The organism is Spirillospora sp. NPDC127506 (assembly GCF_040302145.1).
GTDB lineage: Bacteria > Actinomycetota > Actinomycetes > Streptosporangiales > Streptosporangiaceae > Spirillospora.
In genome coordinates this window covers 467,965-486,274 of the sequence record NZ_JBEORG010000001.1, presented here as the reverse complement: position 1 = coordinate 486,274, position 18,310 = coordinate 467,965, and the positions used below count along the sequence as shown (strand labels likewise).

10 protein-coding genes are annotated in these 18,310 nt (G+C 70.1%); 5 read left to right on the top strand and 5 right to left on the bottom strand.

Annotation, left to right across the window (positions count from 1 at the left end; genetic code table 11):
- The first annotated feature begins 20 nt into the window (after window positions 1–20).
- The 5 genes from ABTW95_RS02300 to ABTW95_RS02280 all read left to right on the top strand — a co-directional run bounded on the left by ABTW95_RS02300 (window position 21) and on the right by ABTW95_RS02280 (window position 8,575).
- A complete protein-coding gene (locus ABTW95_RS02300) occupies window positions 21–1,568 on the top strand; it encodes a TIGR02677 family protein (RefSeq protein ID WP_500223756.1) in 1,548 nt (515 codons plus the stop codon).
- Complete coding sequence (locus ABTW95_RS02295; RefSeq protein ID WP_396451770.1) at window positions 1,565–2,764, top strand: TIGR02678 family protein; 1,200 nt, start codon at window positions 1,565–1,567, stop codon at window positions 2,762–2,764. Before ABTW95_RS02300 ends, ABTW95_RS02295 begins: the two co-directional genes overlap by 4 nt.
- Window positions 2,761–6,825 (top strand): TIGR02680 family protein, encoded by a 4,065-nt coding sequence (locus ABTW95_RS02290; protein WP_500223753.1) that lies wholly within the window; start codon window positions 2,761–2,763, stop codon window positions 6,823–6,825. The genes ABTW95_RS02295 and ABTW95_RS02290 overlap by 4 nt, the downstream gene beginning before the upstream one ends.
- The gene (locus ABTW95_RS02285; RefSeq protein WP_396451766.1) at window positions 6,822–8,039 is read left to right on the top strand and encodes a TIGR02679 family protein; all 1,218 of its coding nucleotides are present in this window, start codon (window positions 6,822–6,824) and stop codon (window positions 8,037–8,039) included. Before ABTW95_RS02290 ends, ABTW95_RS02285 begins: the two co-directional genes overlap by 4 nt.
- A 416-nt stretch (window positions 8,040–8,455) precedes the next feature.
- A complete protein-coding gene (locus tag ABTW95_RS02280) occupies window positions 8,456–8,575 on the top strand; it encodes an SEC-C metal-binding domain-containing protein (protein WP_396451764.1) in 120 nt (39 codons plus the stop codon).
- 177 nt (window positions 8,576–8,752) lie between these two features.
- Here ABTW95_RS02280 and ABTW95_RS02275 read toward each other — a convergent pair whose 3' ends face one another.
- The 5 genes from ABTW95_RS02275 to ABTW95_RS02255 all read right to left on the bottom strand — a co-directional run bounded on the left by ABTW95_RS02275 (window position 8,753) and on the right by ABTW95_RS02255 (window position 18,082).
- Window positions 8,753–10,282, bottom strand: a complete 1,530-nt coding sequence (locus tag ABTW95_RS02275; RefSeq protein WP_500223750.1) for a serine/threonine-protein kinase — start codon at window positions 10,280–10,282, stop codon at window positions 8,753–8,755.
- A 70-nt stretch (window positions 10,283–10,352) separates the two neighbouring features.
- Window positions 10,353–11,060, bottom strand: coding sequence for a M48 family metallopeptidase (locus ABTW95_RS02270; protein ID WP_500223748.1), 708 nt, complete (start codon window positions 11,058–11,060; stop codon window positions 10,353–10,355).
- 56 nt (window positions 11,061–11,116) lie between these two features.
- The gene (locus tag ABTW95_RS02265) at window positions 11,117–14,350 is read right to left on the bottom strand and encodes a type I restriction endonuclease subunit R (protein ID WP_500223746.1); all 3,234 of its coding nucleotides are present in this window, start codon (window positions 14,348–14,350) and stop codon (window positions 11,117–11,119) included.
- Window positions 14,351–14,442: 92 nt separating this feature from the next.
- Window positions 14,443–15,648, bottom strand: coding sequence for a restriction endonuclease subunit S (locus ABTW95_RS02260; RefSeq protein WP_500223744.1), 1,206 nt, complete (start codon window positions 15,646–15,648; stop codon window positions 14,443–14,445).
- On the bottom strand, window positions 15,641–18,082 hold the full coding sequence (locus ABTW95_RS02255; protein WP_500223742.1) for a type I restriction-modification system subunit M: 2,442 nt from the start codon (window positions 18,080–18,082) through the stop codon (window positions 15,641–15,643). The genes ABTW95_RS02260 and ABTW95_RS02255 overlap by 8 nt, the downstream gene beginning before the upstream one ends.
- Window positions 18,083–18,310: the final 228 nt, after the last annotated feature.

Here is an 18,310-nt window from a genome sequence, read left to right as displayed (position 1 = left end):
GGGGCCCCCACAATGAGGTGGTGATTGATCTGGACTCGGGGCCGGACGGACCACAGCCATTCGCCCATCTGAGCGTGCCGAACGCGTCCCTCTACCGGGAGGTGCTGCTGGCGTTCGCGCGCGCCAAGGAGCGGTTCATCGTCCATCTGCGCCCCGAGGACGTGGCGGCCGAGCTGCGCCTCGAAAGCGATGAGCAACTGGCGCAGGCGCTCGGCAAGCTCGTCGAGTGGGGCAACCTGCGGGCCGACGCCGACACCGGCCGCGTCACCACCGTGGAGGACTTCCACCGCAAGCGGTTCCTGTTCCAGCTCACCGCGGCCGGGCACGCCGCCGAGCAGGCCATCGCGTTCTACGAGGACGCGATCGGCCGCCGCGGCGTGCTCCAGTCCGTGGCCCTCACCGACATCGCCGACCGGCTCGCGGGCCTGGCGGCCCTCGCGGACGAGCCCGACCCCGACCCGGCCAAGGTCCACCTGCTGCTGCTGGCGCTGGCCGAGCGGTTCTCCTCGCTGGCCGACAACGCGCAGGCGTTCATGGCGTCGCTGCGCCGGGCGATCGACTTCTCCGACGGAGACGTCGACGGCTTCATCGCCTACAAGGAACGTCTCATCGACTACATCAACCGGTTCATCGCCGATCTCGCCAACTCGGGCGCCCGGATCGCGGCGCTGCTGGACGATGTGGAGTCGCGCGGGCATGAGCGGCTGCTGACGCTGGCGGCGCGGCGGGAGGCGTCCGACGCGGTGCCGGAGGGCGCGGACGCCGCCGAGGCGTTCGGCCGCGCGGAGGCCGCGGCGCTGGAGTCGTGGCGCAACCGGTGGCGGGGCCTGCGCGACTGGTTCGTGTCCGGCGGGACGGCCCGCCCGTCGCAGGCGCGGCTGCTGCGGCAGTCGGCCGTGACGGCGATCAAGCAGCTGATCGACACGGTGGGGCTGCTGAACGAGCGCCGCTCGGGCCGGTCGGACCGGTCCGCCGATTTCCGGACGCTGGCCCGCTGGTTCGCCGACGCGCCGGACGAGGAGGCGCGGCACCGGCTGTGGAGGGCGGCGTTCGGGCTGACGTCCGCCCGCCACCTGACCGTCACCGCCGCGACCGTGGCGGCGTGGGAGGAGGAGTCCCCGCAGGGGCTGCCGTGGTCGGACGCCCCGCCGGTGCGGATCTCGCCGCAGTTGCGCCGGACCGGCTCGTACGAGCGCCGGGGCAAGCCCAACCGCGTTCAGGACCGGTCGGAGCTGCGCCGGCTGCTGCGCGAGCGCGCCGACCGGGAGGCGGCCGAGACGGCGGCGGCGCGGGCGCGGCTGTGCACCGCCGGCCCGGTGCCGCTGTCCGGACTGGGCGTGCTCGACCCGCGGGCGTTCCGGCTGTTCCTGGCGCTGCTCGGGGACGCACTGGCGGCGCGGTCGCCGGGCGACAACGAGGTGAAGGCGATCACCGGGGACGGGTCGATGGAGGTGCGGCTGTCGCTCGTTCCCGATGGCGGCGAGGTCCGGATCGCCACCGAGGACGGTGTGCTCACCGGCCCCCAGCACATCATCGAGATCACCGACGTGAGCGGGGGCCGGGCGTGATCGACGACCTCGCGGGGCCGCGGTCGGCGCTGCGGGCGCTGCTGAAGCGGCCGCTGCTGACGCTCGAGTCCGATCCGGAGGATCTCGTCCTCGTCCGCCGGTACCAGGCGGAGCTGCGGGACTGGCTGAGCCGGGAGACGGGCTGGCGCCTGCATGTGGACGCCGAGACCGCCCGCCTGTTCAAGACGGCGCCGACCCTGGACGACGGGACGCATCCGGCGCGCGGGAGGGCCGGGGAGGCGTTCGGCCGGCGCCGCTATGTGGTGCTGTGCCTGGCGCTGGCCGTGCTGGAGCGCGCCGACGCGCAGACGACGCTGGGCCGGCTCGCCGAGGAGGTGCTGAACGCCGCCGCCGAGCCCGACCTGGCGTTCCCGTTCACCCTGGAGAGCCGGGCGGAGCGCGCCGACCTGGTCGCGGTGGTGCGGCTGCTGCTCGGCTGGGGCGTGCTGCGCCGGGTCTCCGGCGACGAGGAGTCGTACCTGTCGGCGTCCGGGGACGTCCTGTACGACGTGCGCCGGGTCGTCCTCGCGTCACTGCCGGCCGGCGTGCGGGGGCCGTCCACGGTCGCCGCCGAGGACTTCGAGGAGCGGCTCGCCGAGTTGACCGACGAGCCCGTCCCGGACACCGACGAGCTGCGGAACCGGGCGCTGCGGCGCCGCCTCACGCGGCGGCTGCTGGAGGACCCGGTGGTGTACTACGACGACCTGGACGACGCGGAGCGCGGCTACCTCGTCTCCCAGCGCGTCGCGATCACCCGCCGGATCGAGGAGGCGGCCGGTCTCGTGCCCGAACTGCGGGCGGAGGGCATCGCCATGGTCGATCCGGACGACGAGCTGACCGACGTGCGGATGCCGGAGCAGCGCACCGACGGGCACGTGACGCTGCTGGTCGCCGAGCACCTGGCGGGACGCGGGGAGGCCCGGCGGGACGAGCTGGAGGCGTTCGTCCGGGACGCGGCGGGGCGGCACAAGTCGTTCTGGCGCAAGGGCGTGACCGAGCCGGGCGCGGAGGAGGAGCTGCTGGACATCGCGCTCGGGAAGCTGGCGGCGCTGCGGCTGGTGGAGGTGCTGCCGGGCGGGCTGGTCCGGGCGCGTCCGGCGATCGCGCGCTATGCCGTCGAGGAACCGACCGTCCGTGAGCCGGGAGCCGTGGGGGGTCGTCCCCCCACGGGGAGCACGAGGAGGGCCGCGGGATGAGCGGCATGCCGCTGCCGACGTCCGAGCGCTGGAAGCCGCTGCGCGCCGGGCTGGTCGACATGTTCTACTACGACGTCGAGGAGTTCCGGTTCCATGACGGGCGGCTGCTGCTGCGCGGCAACAACGGCACCGGCAAGTCGAAGGTGCTGGCGCTGACGTTGCCGTTCCTGCTGGACGGCGAGCTGTCCCCGCACCGGGTCGAACCGGACGGCGACCGGCAGAAGCGGATGGAGTGGAACCTGCTGCTCGGCGGGAAGCATCCGCATCCGGAGCGGCTCGGCTACACGTGGCTGGAGTTCGGCCGCCTCCACCCGGACGGGACGCCGGAGTACCGGACGCTCGGCTGCGGGCTGAAGGCGGTGAAGGACCGCGGCATCGTCCGGCACTGGTTCTTCGTCACCCCGCAGCGGGTCGGCGCCGATCTCTCCCTCGTCTCGGAGACCCGCGTGTCGCTGACGCGGGAGAAGCTCCGCGAGGCGGTCGACGGCCGCGGCATCGTCTACGACCGCGCGTCGGACTACCGGCGGGCCGTGGACGACGCGCTGTTCGGGCTGGGCGAGCACCGGTACGAGGCGCTGGTCAACCTGCTGATCCAGCTCCGGCAGCCGCAGCTGTCGAAGAAGCCGGACGAGCGGCTGCTGTCGCGGGCGCTGACGGAGGCGCTGCCGCCGCTCAGCCCCGCGCTGATCACGACGGTGGCGGAGGCGTTCCGGGGCCTGGACGAGGAGCGGGACGCGCTGCGCGCCCTGGAGGAGGCGCACAAGGCGGCGACCGGCTTCCTCAGGCACTACACGCGGTATGCCCGGATCGCCGCGAAGCGGAGGGCCGCCGGTCCGCGCCTCACGCAGAGCAGGTACGAGCACCTCAACCGGGATCTCGGCGAGGCGGAGACGCGGTTCGCCGCGGCCGAGGCCGAGTTGGCCGAGGTGGCGGGGCTGCTGGACGGGCTGGCCGCGGAGAAGACCCGGCTGGAGGCGCGCCGGCGGGCCCTGGAGACCAGCCCGGAGATGCGCGACGCCGAACGCATCGATCAGATGGGCGAGGAGGCCCGCCGCCGCGACGCGCACGCGAAAACGCAGGAACGCGACCGCGACGATCTGTCCGGCGAGGCGGCGCGCAAGCAGGCCAGGGCGGAGAAGACGCGGTCGCGCGCGGACGAGGCCGAGTCGGGCTTCGGCGCCGTCCGAGACCGTGCGGTGACGCTGGCGGCGGCCGCCGGATGCGGTCCGGCGCACGCGGCCGCCATGGACGGCTGGGAGGACGGTCTGACCGACGCGCGCCGCGCGACCGGCGCGCTGGCCGACGACCGGTCCCGCGCCCTTGCCGAACTCGACCGGCTGCTGGCGGCGGTCACCGCCGCGCGGACCCGGCTGGAGACCGCAACCGCCGAGGCGGAACGCCTGGTCGGCGAACTGCAGGCCGCGGCCGAGCGGATCTCCGCGGCGGAAACGGAGACGCGGACGGGTGCGGCGGACCTGCGGGACGCCTACGTCACCTACCTGGCCGGGCTGACCGAGATCCGGGTGGACGACCCCGACGCGGTCCTGGCCGGGCTGGAGGAATGGGCGGAGACCGCCGACGGGCGCAATCCCGCGGCGACCGCCGTGGACGACGCCGCCCGTGAGGCCACGGCCGCGCTCGGCGGCCGGGTCGCGGACGCCGAATCCCGGCTGCGGGCCGAACACGCCGCCGAGACCTCGCTGCTGGAGGAGATCGGGCGGCTGGAGGCGGGCGGGCACGACGTCCCGCCCGTCCCGCACACGCGCACCGCCGCGCGGGAGGGGCGGCCGGGCGCGCCGCTGTGGAAGGTCGTCGACTTCGCCGAGACCGTGCCCGCCGACCACCGCGCCGGGCTGGAGGCCGCGCTGGAGGCGTCCGGCATCCTCGACGCCTGGGTGACGCCGGACGGCGCGCTGCTCGGCGCGGACGACACCTACCTGCTGACCGGGGAGGCCGTGCACGGGCCTTCGTGCGCCCTGGTGCTGCGCCCCGCGATCGACCGCGCCGACCCGGGGGCCGCCGCGCTCACCGCCGACGCGGTGCGGGCCGTCCTCGCGGGGCTGGGGCTCGGCCCGGGCACGCGGACGTGGGTCGCGGTGGACGGCCGGTGGGCGAACGGCGTCCTCGGCGGTTCCTGGCGCAAGGACAGCGCCGACTTCATCGGCGAGGGCGCCCGCGAGGCCGCCCGCCGCACCCGGATCACCCGGCTGCGCGCCGACCTCACCGAGACCCGGTCCCGGATCGCGGCGCTGGACGCGGAGCTGGACGGCCTGGCGGCGCGGCGGGAGACGCTGACCGCCGAACACCGGGCCGTGCCCCGCGACACCGCGCTGCGCGAGGCCCACGTCCGGCTCGCCGGCGAGCACCGCAGGCGGCGGGAGCTCGACGGCGAGCGCACACGCGCGGAAGAGGCCGCGGCACGGCGCCGCGAGGAGGTCTCGGCGGCGGCGGAACGGGCCGCCGAGTTCGCCTCCGATGTCGGCCTGCCCGGCGGCGAACCGGAACTGGCGCGGGTGCGCGAGGCGGTCGGCGGCTACCGGATGGCACTGGCCGAGCTGTGGCCCGCCGCGCAGACCCTGCTGGCGGCGCGGGAGGCGGCACGGGAGGCGGCCGAAGAACTGGCGCGCGTCCGGGAACGGCTGGCGGAGGCGGCGGAGCGGGCCGCGGAGGCGCGCGAGCAGGCCGACGCCGCCGCCGAGGCGCACCGGGCGCTGGTCGAGACGGCGGGTGCCGCCGTCGACGAGCTGTTCCGCCGGCTCGAGGAGGTCAAGCGGGCCATCACCGACCGGGAGGGCGCCGAGTCGCGGGCCCGCGACCGTGAGCGGTCGGCGGTCGCAGAACGCGGCAAGGCCGGGGAGGCCCGCGACCGGCTGCGCGAGCAGATCACCGAAGCGGCCGTGATCCGCGACGGCGCGGTGGCGGAGTTCCGCGCGTTCGCCGCGACCGGCCTGCTCGCCGTTGCCGTGCCCGCACTGGACATACCTGATCCGGCCGAGGAGTGGGCGCCCAACCCGGCCGTCCTCCTGGCCCGCGCCGTCAACACCGAACTCGACCAGGTGGACGACGGCGACGGCCCGTGGGAGGGCGTCCAGCGGAAGATCTCCGAAGAGCACAAGCTGCTGTCGGACGCGATGTCCCGGCACGGGCACTCGGTCGGCCTCACCGTCTACGGCGGGATCATGGTCGTGGACGTGCTGTTCCAGGGCCGCACCCGCGACGTTCCCGGGCTGGCGGACGCCCTCGACGCCGAGACGGAGCAGCGCGCCCGCCTCCTGTCGGCCCGTGAGCGGGAGATCCTGGAGAACCACCTGCTGAACGAGGTCGCCGGCACCCTCCAGGAGCTCATCGCCGCCGCCGAGGACGAGGTCCGGGACATGAACGCCGAGCTGGCCTCCCGCCCGACGTCGACCGGGATGCGGCTGCGGCTCGTCTGGAGGCCCGCGAAGGGCGCACCCGACGGCCTGGACCGCGTCCGGGAGAAGCTGCGCCAGACCATCGACGCCTGGTCGGTGGACGACCGCGCCGCCGTCGGCCGGTTCCTGCAGGAGCAGATCACACGCGAGCACGCCGACAACCCGGCGGCCGGCTGGACGGAGCAGCTCACCCGCGCCCTGGACTACCGGTCGTGGCACGCGTTCACGATCCAGCGGCTCCAGGACGGGCAGTGGCGTCCCGCGACCGGCCCCGCATCGGGCGGCGAACGGGTGCTGGCCGCCTCGGTCCCGCTCTTCGCGGCCGCGTCCGCGCACTACAAGTCGGCCGGCAACCCTTACGCGCCCCGTCTCGTCGCCCTGGACGAGGCGTTCGCCGGCGTGGACGACGACTCACGCGCCAAATGCCTGGGCCTGCTCGCCACCTTCGACATGGACGTGGTCATGACGAGCGAACGCGAATGGGGCTGCTACCCGCAGGTGCCGGGCCTGTCGATCTGCCAGCTGACCCGCCGCGACGGCATCGACGCGGTCCTGGTGACGCCATGGCGCTGGGACGGCCGCGAACGCACCCGCGCCGACGAGCCCGACCCCGAACCGGCGACCGGGCAGGCGGACATCTTCGAATGACCGACACCGACCGCCTCCGCCGCCTGCTCGGCGGGCCCGACACCGCCTGGCTCGTGCAGCGCGTCCGCTCCCGGCTGGAACGCGGCTCTCCGCTCACGGGCAAGGTCACTCTGGCGCGGGCCACGCCGGCCGAACGCCGCGCGGCCGAACTGCTGCTCGGCCGCCGCGCCGGCACCGGGACGTCGCTGTCGGTGCCGCTCCCCGAGGTCGACCGCGTCCTGCGCGCCAGCGGCGCGTCTCCGGACGGCCTGGCCGCCGCCGTCGAACTCCTCGACGGCCCCGTCCGCGACCTGACCCGCGAGAACGCAGCGATCGCCGCCGCGTGGGCTTCGGCCTTCGCCCCGCTCGACGAAACCCTCGCCTCCCGCCCCGAACTCGCCGAATGGCGCGCCTGGCTGGACGCGACCGGCCTCGTCCGGCGGCTGACGTCCGGCCCCGCCGAAGCCGCGGACCTGCTCCACCGCCTCGCCGCCGTGGTGCGCCGCCTGCCGTCCCCCGACATGCCCCTCGGCCGGTTCGCCGCCGAGACCTGCGGGCACGCCCACGCGCTGGACGACGGCCCGCTCGCCACCCTGGCCCTCTCGTCGGCCCGGGCCCTCACCGGCCTGCCGTTCCGCGCGGACGGCGGCGCCGAGTCCCGCCGTGAGACCTGGGCGTCCGTGGGGGTGCACATGGACGAACTCTCCTCCACCGTCCTGTGCCTGGGCCTGCCCGGCGACGCGCACACCCCTTTGGGGCGCATGCTCGCCGCCATGCGGGGCGAACCGGTGTCGCTCACCCTCCGCCAACTGCGCCGCCACACGGCCTTGAAGGCCGGTCTCGTCCGCGTCTGCGAGAACCCGGTGGTGGTGGCCGCCGCGGCCGACGCGCTGGGTTCCGCCTGCCCGCCGCTCGTATGCTGCAACGGCCGTCCGTCAACGGCGGTCTGGCGCCTCCTGGAACTCCTCACCGAAGGCGGCGCGGAGTTCGCCTACCACGGCGACTTCGACTGGGGCGGCGCCGCGATCGCCGCCGCCGTCCACGCCCGCATCGGCTGGCGCCCGTGGCGCTACGACGCGCCCGCCTACCTCAAGGCGACCTCGGACACGCCCCTGACGGGCCGTCCCGTGCCGACCCCCTGGGACCCGTCCCTGGCCACCGCGATGAAGGACCGCGCCGTCCGCGTAGAGGAGGAGCAGGTCCTCACCGGTCTCCTCACCGACCTGGCCCCCTGACGGCATCGACGCTTACACGCTCGAGGCCAAGCTTTTCGTCCGGCCTGAGCCGCGGGGACGAAAGCGCGTCCGCCAGGCGCTCGGCCTCCCGCCCGACACACTCGACCTGCACACCGAGGACGAGCAAGCCGAGATCAGCGGACTCTTCAGAAAGGCCGCGGGGCCGCCCGAGCCGAAAGCGGGCTCGTTCTTCGTCCGCACGGACGTCGAACACGCCTTCGCCGGGGCCTCGTCCATGGCACGGCCACCACCGACGCGTACGGCTACCTCCGCGACGTCGAACGCGGCTGGCGGGCCTCTCTCGGCGAACTCGGCACGTCCAGACTGCGCATCCTCCCGACGATGGCGGACGGCCTCCTCAAGTACGCGAAGGAGCACGACCGCGACAGAAGGAGCAGACCCGCGCCGACCACCTTATGGACCGCATCCGCGAAGGCGCCCCCACCCTCGACTGGCCCCCGGAACGCAACGACCCCTGCTGGTGCGACTCAGGCCGCAAGTACAACAAATGCTGCGGCTCCCCTGCCAACCGCTAGAACGTCCGTCGCAACCCACCAGACCTCCTCTTGGACGGCATCCGCGCCCCCACCGCCGACCGCGAGGCCATCGACGTCTACCTCGCCGTGGGCGAGCGCGAAGACAGCCCCCACCGAAGCCCTGATCCACCTCTACTCCACCGCCCGCCCCCCTTGGCGTGAGAGCGGTGAGGACGGTCAGGGGCCGAGTCGCTCCAGCCTGTCCCTGACCCGGATCGCCGACGGGTGGTCCGGGCCGGCGTCGCGGCTCAGGTCGTCATGCAGGTCGGCCAGCGTCCGCCGCGCCGCCGCGTGCTCGCCGACCTCGGCCTCCAGCTCCCCGACGCGGCGCCGCAGCTCCAGGACGCGGGGATCGTCCGCCGGCCGTACGTCGAGCTGTTCTGCGAGCAGCCCCCGCAGCAGCCGCAACGCGAGCCTGTCGTCGCCGCGCGCCCGGTCGCAGTCGGCTTCGCCGAGGCGGCACTGGACGACCCGCTCGTCCTCCACCCCGAACCGTGCGGCGAGGTCGTCGCCGAGCCGCATGAAGACCCCGGCGGCCCTGCCGTGGTCGCCGCCGCCGGCGAGCACGTTGGCGTAGAGCAGCCGCAGCTTGACGGCTTCGGGGTCGTCCACGGCGAGGGGACGGCCGTCCGGTTCGACGACCGCCTCCAGCACACGCGCCGCGTCGGCGTGCCGCCCGTCCCGGGCCAGCGCCGTCGCCTCCCGGCGCACGCGGCTCATCTCCGCCGTGCTCGCATGCGGCCCGCCGCTCTCCGCCCGGCCCCCGGGCCGGTGCAGGACACGGGTGAGGACGTCGGCGTACATCCGCAGCGGGGTCACCTCCTGGTCGGCCATGTGCGGCAGCGGGTGCGCGCCCGACACGTGCGGGACGAGCCGGCGGTACACGGCGGCGGCGTCCTCGGGTCGCTTCGCCGGGTCCTTGGCGAGCAGTTCGGCGACCAGGTCGGCCAGGTCGCCCGGAACGTCCGGCCGGAGCTTCCCGACCGGGATCGGACGCGCGTTGACCTGCTGCTCCAGGACGGCGTACTCGGTGTCCCCGACGAACGGCGGCCGACCCGTGATCATCTCGTACAGGACGCAGCCCAGGGCGTACAGGTCGCTGCGCCCGGTGGCGGTCTCGGAGCGGACCTGCTCCGGCGGCATGTACAGGGCGGTTCCGATGATCGCGCCGCTGCGGGTCAGCCTGGTGACCTCCGGGTCGTGCAGGAGCGCCAGCCCGAAGTCGATGACCTTGACCGCACCGTCCGGGCACAGGATGAGGTTGCTCGGCTTCAGGTCGCGGTGCAGCACGCCTTTCCCGTGTGCGGCGGCCAGCACCGCGGCGACCTGCGCGCCGACCGCCGCGACCCAACCAAGGGGCAGCGACTCGGTCTCGGCGATGACGTCGTCCAGCCGGATGCCGTCCACGTACTCCATGACGATGAACATGCGCCGGGTCTGGGACGCGCCCTCGCCGACGCCCGCATCGTGGATCGCGGGGGCGCCGGGGTGGCCGAGCCGGGCCATGACGCGCGCCTCCCGCAGGAACCGCTTCTCCAGTTCGGCGAGGTCGTCGGGAACGTCCGTCAGCCGGATGAGCTTCACCGCAACCCGCCGGTCGAGCACGGTGTCGTGCCCGCCCCACACCTCTCCCATGCCGCCGCGTCCGAGCGGCGCGCGGTCGAGGGTGTAGCGGTCGTTGAGGACGATGGGGGCCGGTGTGGTCACGTGGCCGAGAGTACTGCGCCCGCCATCGGCCTTCAGTGTCTTGCAGTGGCCGGTCGCCTTACCGCGGGGGTCAGCGCCCTTCGTCGGGAAGCCACAGTTGGGGGCCGAACCGGCGGAGCCGTTCCCGGCGTTCCTCGTAGCCGGTCATGGCGCGGTCGACGATCCGCCAGAACTCCGGACCGTGGTCGGGGCGTTCCAGATGCGCCAGTTCGTGGACGAGGACGTAGTCGATGAGGGTGGGCGGGAGCTGCATGGTCGCCCAGTGGATGTTGAGGTGGCCGCTGGACGAGCAGGACCCCCAGCGGTAGCCGAGCGGCATGACCCGCAGCCCGGTCACTTCGGCGCCCATCCGGGACGCCCACGGCTCGATGCGTTTGGTCAGCCACGCTTCACCGACCCGCCGGTACCAGCGGACGAGGTCCCGCGCGCCGCCGCCTTCGCCGAGCAGCAGCCGCCCCCGGACGAGCTTCACCGGCGTCCCCGCCTCCACGATCTTGAGCCGGTAGGAGCGGCCGAGGTAGAGGAAGCCTTCCCCGGAGACGATGCTCCGCTCCGGGTGCGGCTCGCCGAGTTCGCGGCGCTGCGCGAGTTTCCCGTACAGCCAGGCGCGTTTGGACTCGACCATCTTGGCGAGTTCGTCGCGGGTGGTGGACGGCGGAACGACGGCGGTGACGGAGGCGTCCCGTTCCACGGTGAGCCGGACGGTGCGGCGGCGTTCGCTGACCGCCACCGCCACGTCGAGCTCGCCGACGCGCAGCATCCCCGGGAAATCGCTCACGGGCCCAGGATGCCAGGCCACCCTGTCGGCGCAGCTCACGGGACACGCCGCCCGGGTCACGGCCGCGGTATCCGCTCCCGGTTCGCCTTGATCACTTCGAACAGCCGGCCGGCGAGCTTCTCCACGTCCTGCGCCGTCGCGAGCCGCCGGTCGAAGAGGATGCCGCAGATTTCGCTGCGGAACTCCTCCCGGTCGGTCTCCTTGCTGGGGTGCCAGAAGTCCCTGCGGTGAACGACCTCGGCGGCGCGGTGGTAGACGTCCTGGGCGGCGTCCAACAGGTCGGGGATGCGGTCGGCGTCGTCGCATTCCTGGCTGAGGAGGCGGAACAGCGCGCCCTCCACCGGGCCGAGGCCGTGCGGGTTGTCGGGGGCGTCGTCCTTCAGTTCGGTGATGAGCCCTTCGAGCGCGAGGACCTGCTGGTCCCAGTCCTCCCTGAGTTCCTGGAGGATTTCTTCCAGGCGTTCGCTGAACTGCTGGTAGTAGGCGGGGTCCTTGGCCTTGTTGACGGTGATGTGGTGCCGGATGGCGTGTTCCATCTCGGACGCCTTGGCCCGCGCCCCGCCGGGCATCGCCTCGACTTTTTCGGTGAAGTCGGGCGCGGTCAGCGCGACCGGCGGGAGCTTCTGCTCGATGCCGAGGGACGTGACGTGCTCGTCGATGAGGTGCCGGATGCGTCCGCCGTACGCGGCGGGGTCGAACTCGCCGTCGTCCACCCGGTACCGCCGCGTCGCGGTGATCTTGACGACGGTGAAGCGTTTGAGGTCGGCCTCGAACGGTTTCACGGCCGGGTCGGGCAGGACGGCGTTGTAGGTCTTGGCGAACAGCGCGAAGTCGGCGTTGAACCGGTCCCGCAGTTCCGGGTCGGCGAGTTCCTCGACGCAGCTCTCCACGTCGTCGGGGTCGCGGAACATCATCCGGACCCGGTTGCGGCGCGGCTCCAGCTTCGCCAGCTCGGCCTTGGCGTCTTTCAGCGCCTCCTCGACGTCGGCGAAGTCGTCCTCGCCGAAGGAGTCGTGCGCGTAGATCTTCAGCGCTTCCACGAGGTTCTGCGCGAGGCCTTGGTAGTCGACGACGTAGCCGTACTCCTTGCCGTCGGCGGTCCGGTTGACGCGGGCCACGGCCTGGAGCAGGTCGTGCTCTTTGAGCCGGCGGTCCAGGTACATGACCTGCTCGATGGGGGCGTCGAAGCCGGTGAGCAGCATCGCGTTGACGATGACGAAGCCGACGTTCGATTCGCTGAACGGCTTGAGGAAGTCGCCGACGCGGGTCTTCTGCTTCGCCTTCGCGGTCCATTCGGCGAGTTCGGCTTCGTGCTCGGAGTCGCCTTCGGAGATGACCGGGACGAACTCCATGCGTTTCAGCAGGTCGAGGTGGCGGTGTGCGCCGACGAGGTACGCCTGGCGCGGTTTCAGCTCGTCCAGCGGCTTTTCCAGGATGCGCGCGGGCAGGCCCTCGACCTCGGTGACGAGTTCGTCCCGCGCGGCCATCAGGGCGTCCCGGTATTGGACGGTGGTGACCCGGTCCAGCGCGACGACCTGGGCTTTGAAGCCTTCGGGGAGGACGCGTTCGACGTAATGGCGGAGCATGTGCTTGGCCTTCGCGGCGACGAGCCTTTCGGCGGCCGACACCTTCGCCTTGGTGGCGTAGCGGCGTTGCAGCTGGTCGCGGTCCTCCGGGGAGAGTTCGTCGAACATCTCGTCCACGACCTCGTCCAGGTCGCGGCCGTCCTGGACGGCGCCCCGCACGCTCAGCCCCTCGTACAGGATCGGGACGATCACACCGTCCTCTTCGGCGTCCTTCAGCCGGTACATGTCGATGAATTCGCCGAACAGTTCCAGGGTCGTCCTGCGCCGGCCCTTCTTCGTCATGATCGGTGTCCCGGTGAACCCGATCCGGGCCGCGTTCGGCAGGGCGATCTGGAGGTTCGCGCCGAGGGAGGCGGTGTGCGACCGGTGCGCCTCGTCCACGAGGACGACGATCGACTCGTCCGCGTTGACCTCCCCGAGCGGGGCGTCAACGGACATTCCCGGCTCGGATGAAGCGTCGTCCCGCTGCTTCTGGATCATCACGAACACCAGGCCCGGCCCGTGCTTGCCGAGAATGCTCCGCGCCCGCGCCGTGGATTTCGCGACGTCCACGGTCTCGCCGCTCAGCTCCATGGTCTCGCTGAGCTGGTCTTGGAGCTGGGTGCGGTCGGTGACGACGACGACCTTGAAGTGTTTGAGGTCGTCGCTCGCGCGGAGTTTGCGGACCAGGAAGGTCATGGTCAGGCTCTTGCCGGACCCCTGCGTGTGCCAGACGATCCCGCCGCGCCTGTCCCGCTCCCCGTCCTGCTGCTTGGTTTTGCCGGTGCGCAGCCGGTGAACGGCCCGGTCCACGGCCCGGAACTGCTGGTAGCGGGGCGCGGCCTTGATGGTCTTGCCGTCGTCGGTGACCAGGAACGTCACATAGTTGTGGACGATGTCCAGCAGCCGCGCCTTGTCGAACAGGACGGCCGCGAGGATCTCCTGCTTGCTCACCGCCTCGGGTTTCTTACCGAGGCGGTCGCCCAGTTCCTCCCGTGTCAGCGGATACGGGTCACGCCACGGCACGTAGTGCTCGTAGCGGGCGGTGACCGTGCCGAGTTTCGCGTCCTCTCCACTGCTGACGGCGGTGAGCTGGACGGTGTGGAAGAGGCGTTGGTTTCCCAGCCGGACGTCGCCCTTCACCTGCTCGGAGTAGCGGAGTATCTGCCCGGCGGCGGTCATCAGGCTGCTCGTCTGCGGCTTCTTCGCCTCCAGGACGACGAGCGGGATGCCGTTCACGAACAGCACCACGTCCGGGATGATCGGGTGGCCGTCGTTGCCGGGCACGTCCACGCGGAACTGGTTCACGACCGTGAAGTCGTTGTTCTCGGGGTTCCGCCAGTCGATGTAGTGGATTGAACGGCTCTTGCCGCCTTCCCAGCCGGCCACCCCGTCCACGACGGTGCCTTCGAGGAGCAGTTTCGTCGCGGCCTGGTTCGCCTCGATGAGATGACCGGACGCGGGGATGCGCGTCAGTTCGCTGACGGCCTGGTCGATGCGGTCGTCATCCAGCCAGGGACGGCCGTCCGGGTCGAGGTTGATGCGGTGAACAGCGTCCCGCAACCGGTCTTCGAGGAAGACTTCGTCGAAGCCCGCCCGGCCGGAGTCGTAGGGATCGAGCGGCATCACCGCTTCCGGCGGCGCCCCTTGGAGATGCTCCCAGCCCATCCCCTTGAGCTGCTCGATGAGAGGACGCTCGACCAGCGTGTACTCCCAATCCACCACGACGCCACTCCCATCCCGAAAAGGAGATCATCGCTCGGCCCCCCGAACACCCGCCCCCACAGCCTAGGACGAACCACGCCACTACGGCAGGGTCAGAGACTCTCCACCACAGCCTCCGCCTCCGGCACCCGCACCCGCCCGGTAAGAAGATCCTCCGCCAGCCCGGCTTTGAGACGCAGCAAGCCATCACGCACCGCCTCCTCGGCGTCTCTACGAGCACGAGCGGCATCAACAACTTCCAAAATCCGGTCTTGCACCGCCAAGTCCGGTATCTGCACTTTCAAATCTTGTACGATTGACGAGCTAATTTTAACCATACTTTCCGAAGTGCCCTGTGCCATACCTTGAATCTGACGTCGCACAGCGGAACTCCGAAGAACTAGCTCCAAATATCCGACGCGACAGCGCTTAGTCGGCGTCAGACGCATCATCAGATCAGGGTAAATACAATCGTGGCCGACGTCCTTGTATATGCCGACCAACCCCACAAGCTCACGAGTGTTGGCGCGGCTCATCAGCAGGTCACCGTCCCGGAGAACCGCTCCTACATTTCTGGAATCGCCAGACGGAACGTTCTTAAGCTGCCTAGGCTGAAATCCATTTGCCGTCAAGCAACCCAACCCAAGAGCGACCATCCCGGTCCACTCATCAACCTCTTTTGGCGAGTAACCATTTTTGGGCGAAGAGGCCAAGTAGTTGGCCAGCGACTCAGAAGGTATATCTGGCATATCAAGCAGGGAGGACTCCAGCCCTTGCTGAACTGCAACGAGCTTGGCGATCAATTGATCTTGACATCGAATTCGAGCGTCGAGAGCATCGAGAATCTCCGCGATCCGCCGCTGCTCTTCGAGAGAGAACCCCGGCACCTCAAACTTTGCAAAGAATTCCGAAGGAACCCTTCGCTGTCCAGCAGATCCGGTCATCATGGCTGCTGCCGCACGGCGCAGCAGCGGTGTTCGCGTCCACTGGTATACAAAATTTGGGTGTGCGCCGCGGCGTGCCCTCAAAACATGGAACTCCGTACTTCCCTGCGCAACTCGCCCCCCAAGACCCGACACCAAGGCACCCTTCCCATTCTCCATACAGGGGGTTATCTTTGCGAATAGAATGTCACCGTCACTGAATGTGGGCTGGCCGGGAGAAATGGCACCTCGATCCCTAGGCCCGATACGCAGAAGGCGGCCATCTTCAGATACGTCTTCCATACCAACATAAGGCACGGGGTTGCACGCAGGAAAATCTTTCGGATTGACCTCAACGAGATGGCTGAGTGGAATACCTTTGAGCGGACTACTCATAGCCAAGCTCCTTCAGTTGATCCTGCAAGCGTGCAGCTGCCATACCACGCCGACTCTCCAAAGCACGAAAGGTCACCGCATACTTATCACCCAATTTTAGATATACTTCCTCCATCCTTTGACGCGCCAATGCAAGACGAGAGCTTAGGCCCGCCGAAAGTGCACGTTTGATGACATCGAGGACAAGTTCAACACGAGCCTTGTCATCCAGTCTCCCAATTCCGGAAGTTAGGCGTACAATAAATGCACCCTCCACTGCCGCGAGGTTGCGCCGAGCCTTAGTTGCTTCGTCTTTGAGGCGCTTCACGTCGACCTTATACATGGGTTCGTTAAAAAGGCCAGCGTCCTCGTCCTCATCGCCGAGCTTTGCGGTAAAGGACTTGTACTTAGCGCTGATCTCAGCGTACTTTGATTCCGCCCGCTCTATTTCCATGAGATAGTCCGGAATCAGAGCTGGGACGACTCGGTGTGCGCGCGCCTTACGCTTCTCGGCTGCTATCTTTTGCTTATCCCAATAAGGAACATGCTCTTCATCCAACTCAAACGCGGTCGTGATGGTGGTCAACCATCCTTCGACCACTCCTGCAAAGCCGTGAACGGAGAGCGTTTGAATATCGTGCCTATTCTCGCCCCACCAGGCGGCGATTACGCCGGCCAACTCGTAGCGGTCGAGTAGACCGAGAGGTTCGAGTTCGGCGACGAAGGAGTCGAGGAGTTCGCGGCGGGCGTCCATTACCGCGTGGGACTCGGGCAGTTCGGTCAGGCGCTTGCTGTGGCGGCTCCACCAGTCATCAAACGCGTCGTACAGCCGCTTCTCGGCGGGCTTGGCCAACTCGGGGATGCGCTCGGCCGTGCGTACCCAGCCCTCGGGAAGGAAATCGTAGTAGTCGGCGTCCCGCTCCGCGAACAGGGAACTTGGGTCGATGCCAAAGGCTTGGAAGAGGTGGGCCTTGGCCGCTACTTCCTTCTTCGGGACACCGCCGTGAAGGTGGGCACGGACGTCCTGTGGCTCGGGCGGCGGGGTGTTGTCCACATACCGGCGGATGTTGAGGTTGAAGTCGTTCTCGCGAAGTTCGGAGATGTCCACGACGCGGGCGAAGCCTGGGATGTCGCGGTACTCCTCGAAAGCGGAGACGATCTTCTCTATGTGCTCGGGCTCCAGGTAGTTCTGGGCACGGCCGGCGCTGTACTCGCGGTCGGCGTTGATGAAGAGAACCTTGCCCCGACGCTCCTCGGGGCGTCGGGCGCTGCCTCGCAGGACGAGGACGCAGGCCGGGATGCCGGTGCCGTAGAAGAGGTTCGCGGGCAGGCCAATGACCGCTTCAAGTCGGTCGTCCCTGATGATGCCCTCGCGGATCTCCTTCTCCTTGCCGCCCCGAAAGAGAACGCCGTGGGGCATGACGGTGGCGCCGATGCCGTCCGGCATCAGGACCGCGAGCACGTGCTGGGCGAACATCAGGTCCGCCTTCTTGCCGGTCTCGGGCGCGAAGCCGTACTTGAAGCGCTCCGGGTGCTCCATGCCTGACTTGCTGTAGTTCAGCGAGAACGGCGGGTTGGTGAGCACGCGGTCGAAGCGCATCAGCTCGCCGGCCTCCTTGTGGAGGGGGTTGGCGAGGGTGTCGTCGTTCTGCAAGTCCGCGTTGAGCACACCGTGCAGGATCATGTTCATCTTGGAGATGGCCCACGTCCCGCCGTTGTACTCCTGCCCGGCGAGTGTCAGGGTGCGGGCGTCGTGGCCGTGCTCCTCGACGTACTCCTTGGCGTGGAGGAGCATGCCACCCGAGCCCGCGCAGGGGTCGTAGATGCGCATGTCGGGGCCTGGCTTGACGAGGCGGACCATCATCCGGACGACGCCGCGAGGCGTGTAGAACTCGCCGCCCTTCTTGCCGGCCGAGTCGGCGAACTGACCGATCAGGTACTCGTAGGCCGCGCCGAGCAGGTCGGGGAACTCGAAGTCCTCGTTGCGGAGTCGGTACCGGTCGAAGTGATCGACGAGGCTTTGGAGCCGCTTGTTCGGGATGGTCGACTGGCCGACCTTGCGTGTGAAGTCGATATGTTCGAGGACGCCTTCGAGCGCACCGGTGTTGGCCTTCTCCAGCGCGTCCAGGGCCTTGTTCAGCAGGCTGCCGACGCCTCCGGCTCGCGAGTTGTCCTTGATGTACTGCCAGCTGGCCTCTTCGGGGACGAAGAAGCTCTTGCCCCGGTAGGCCCATGGGGCCTTGGTGGCGGCCTCGGCCTCCTCCTCGGAGCGGCCTGCCTTGATCTGCTCGGCCTTGAGGCGCTGGCGAACGGCGTCGAACTCGTCCGATGCCCGCTTCAAGAAGAGCATCCCGAAGATGTACTCCTTGAACTCCGAGGCGTCCATCTTGCCCCGGAGGATGTCGGCTGCCCCGAACAGGTGTCGTTCCAACTGCGGCAGGGTCAGTCTCGCCACGGGGAGGTCTCCTCGGTCCCGATCAACTCCAGGTCACAGCACGTCACCAGGCCGGCGACGCCGCACTAGTGTCTCAGTCTCCTACGACACTCCGCGCGGACTTCGCCAACCCGAGCTTTGAGCCCAGCCACAGCAACCGCACCGTGTGGCGACACCTGTGCGTTGAGTCACCGGAGCGCAAGGCGCGATGAGCCAGCGCTGTGATAGACGCGGCCGATAGTGGTCTCG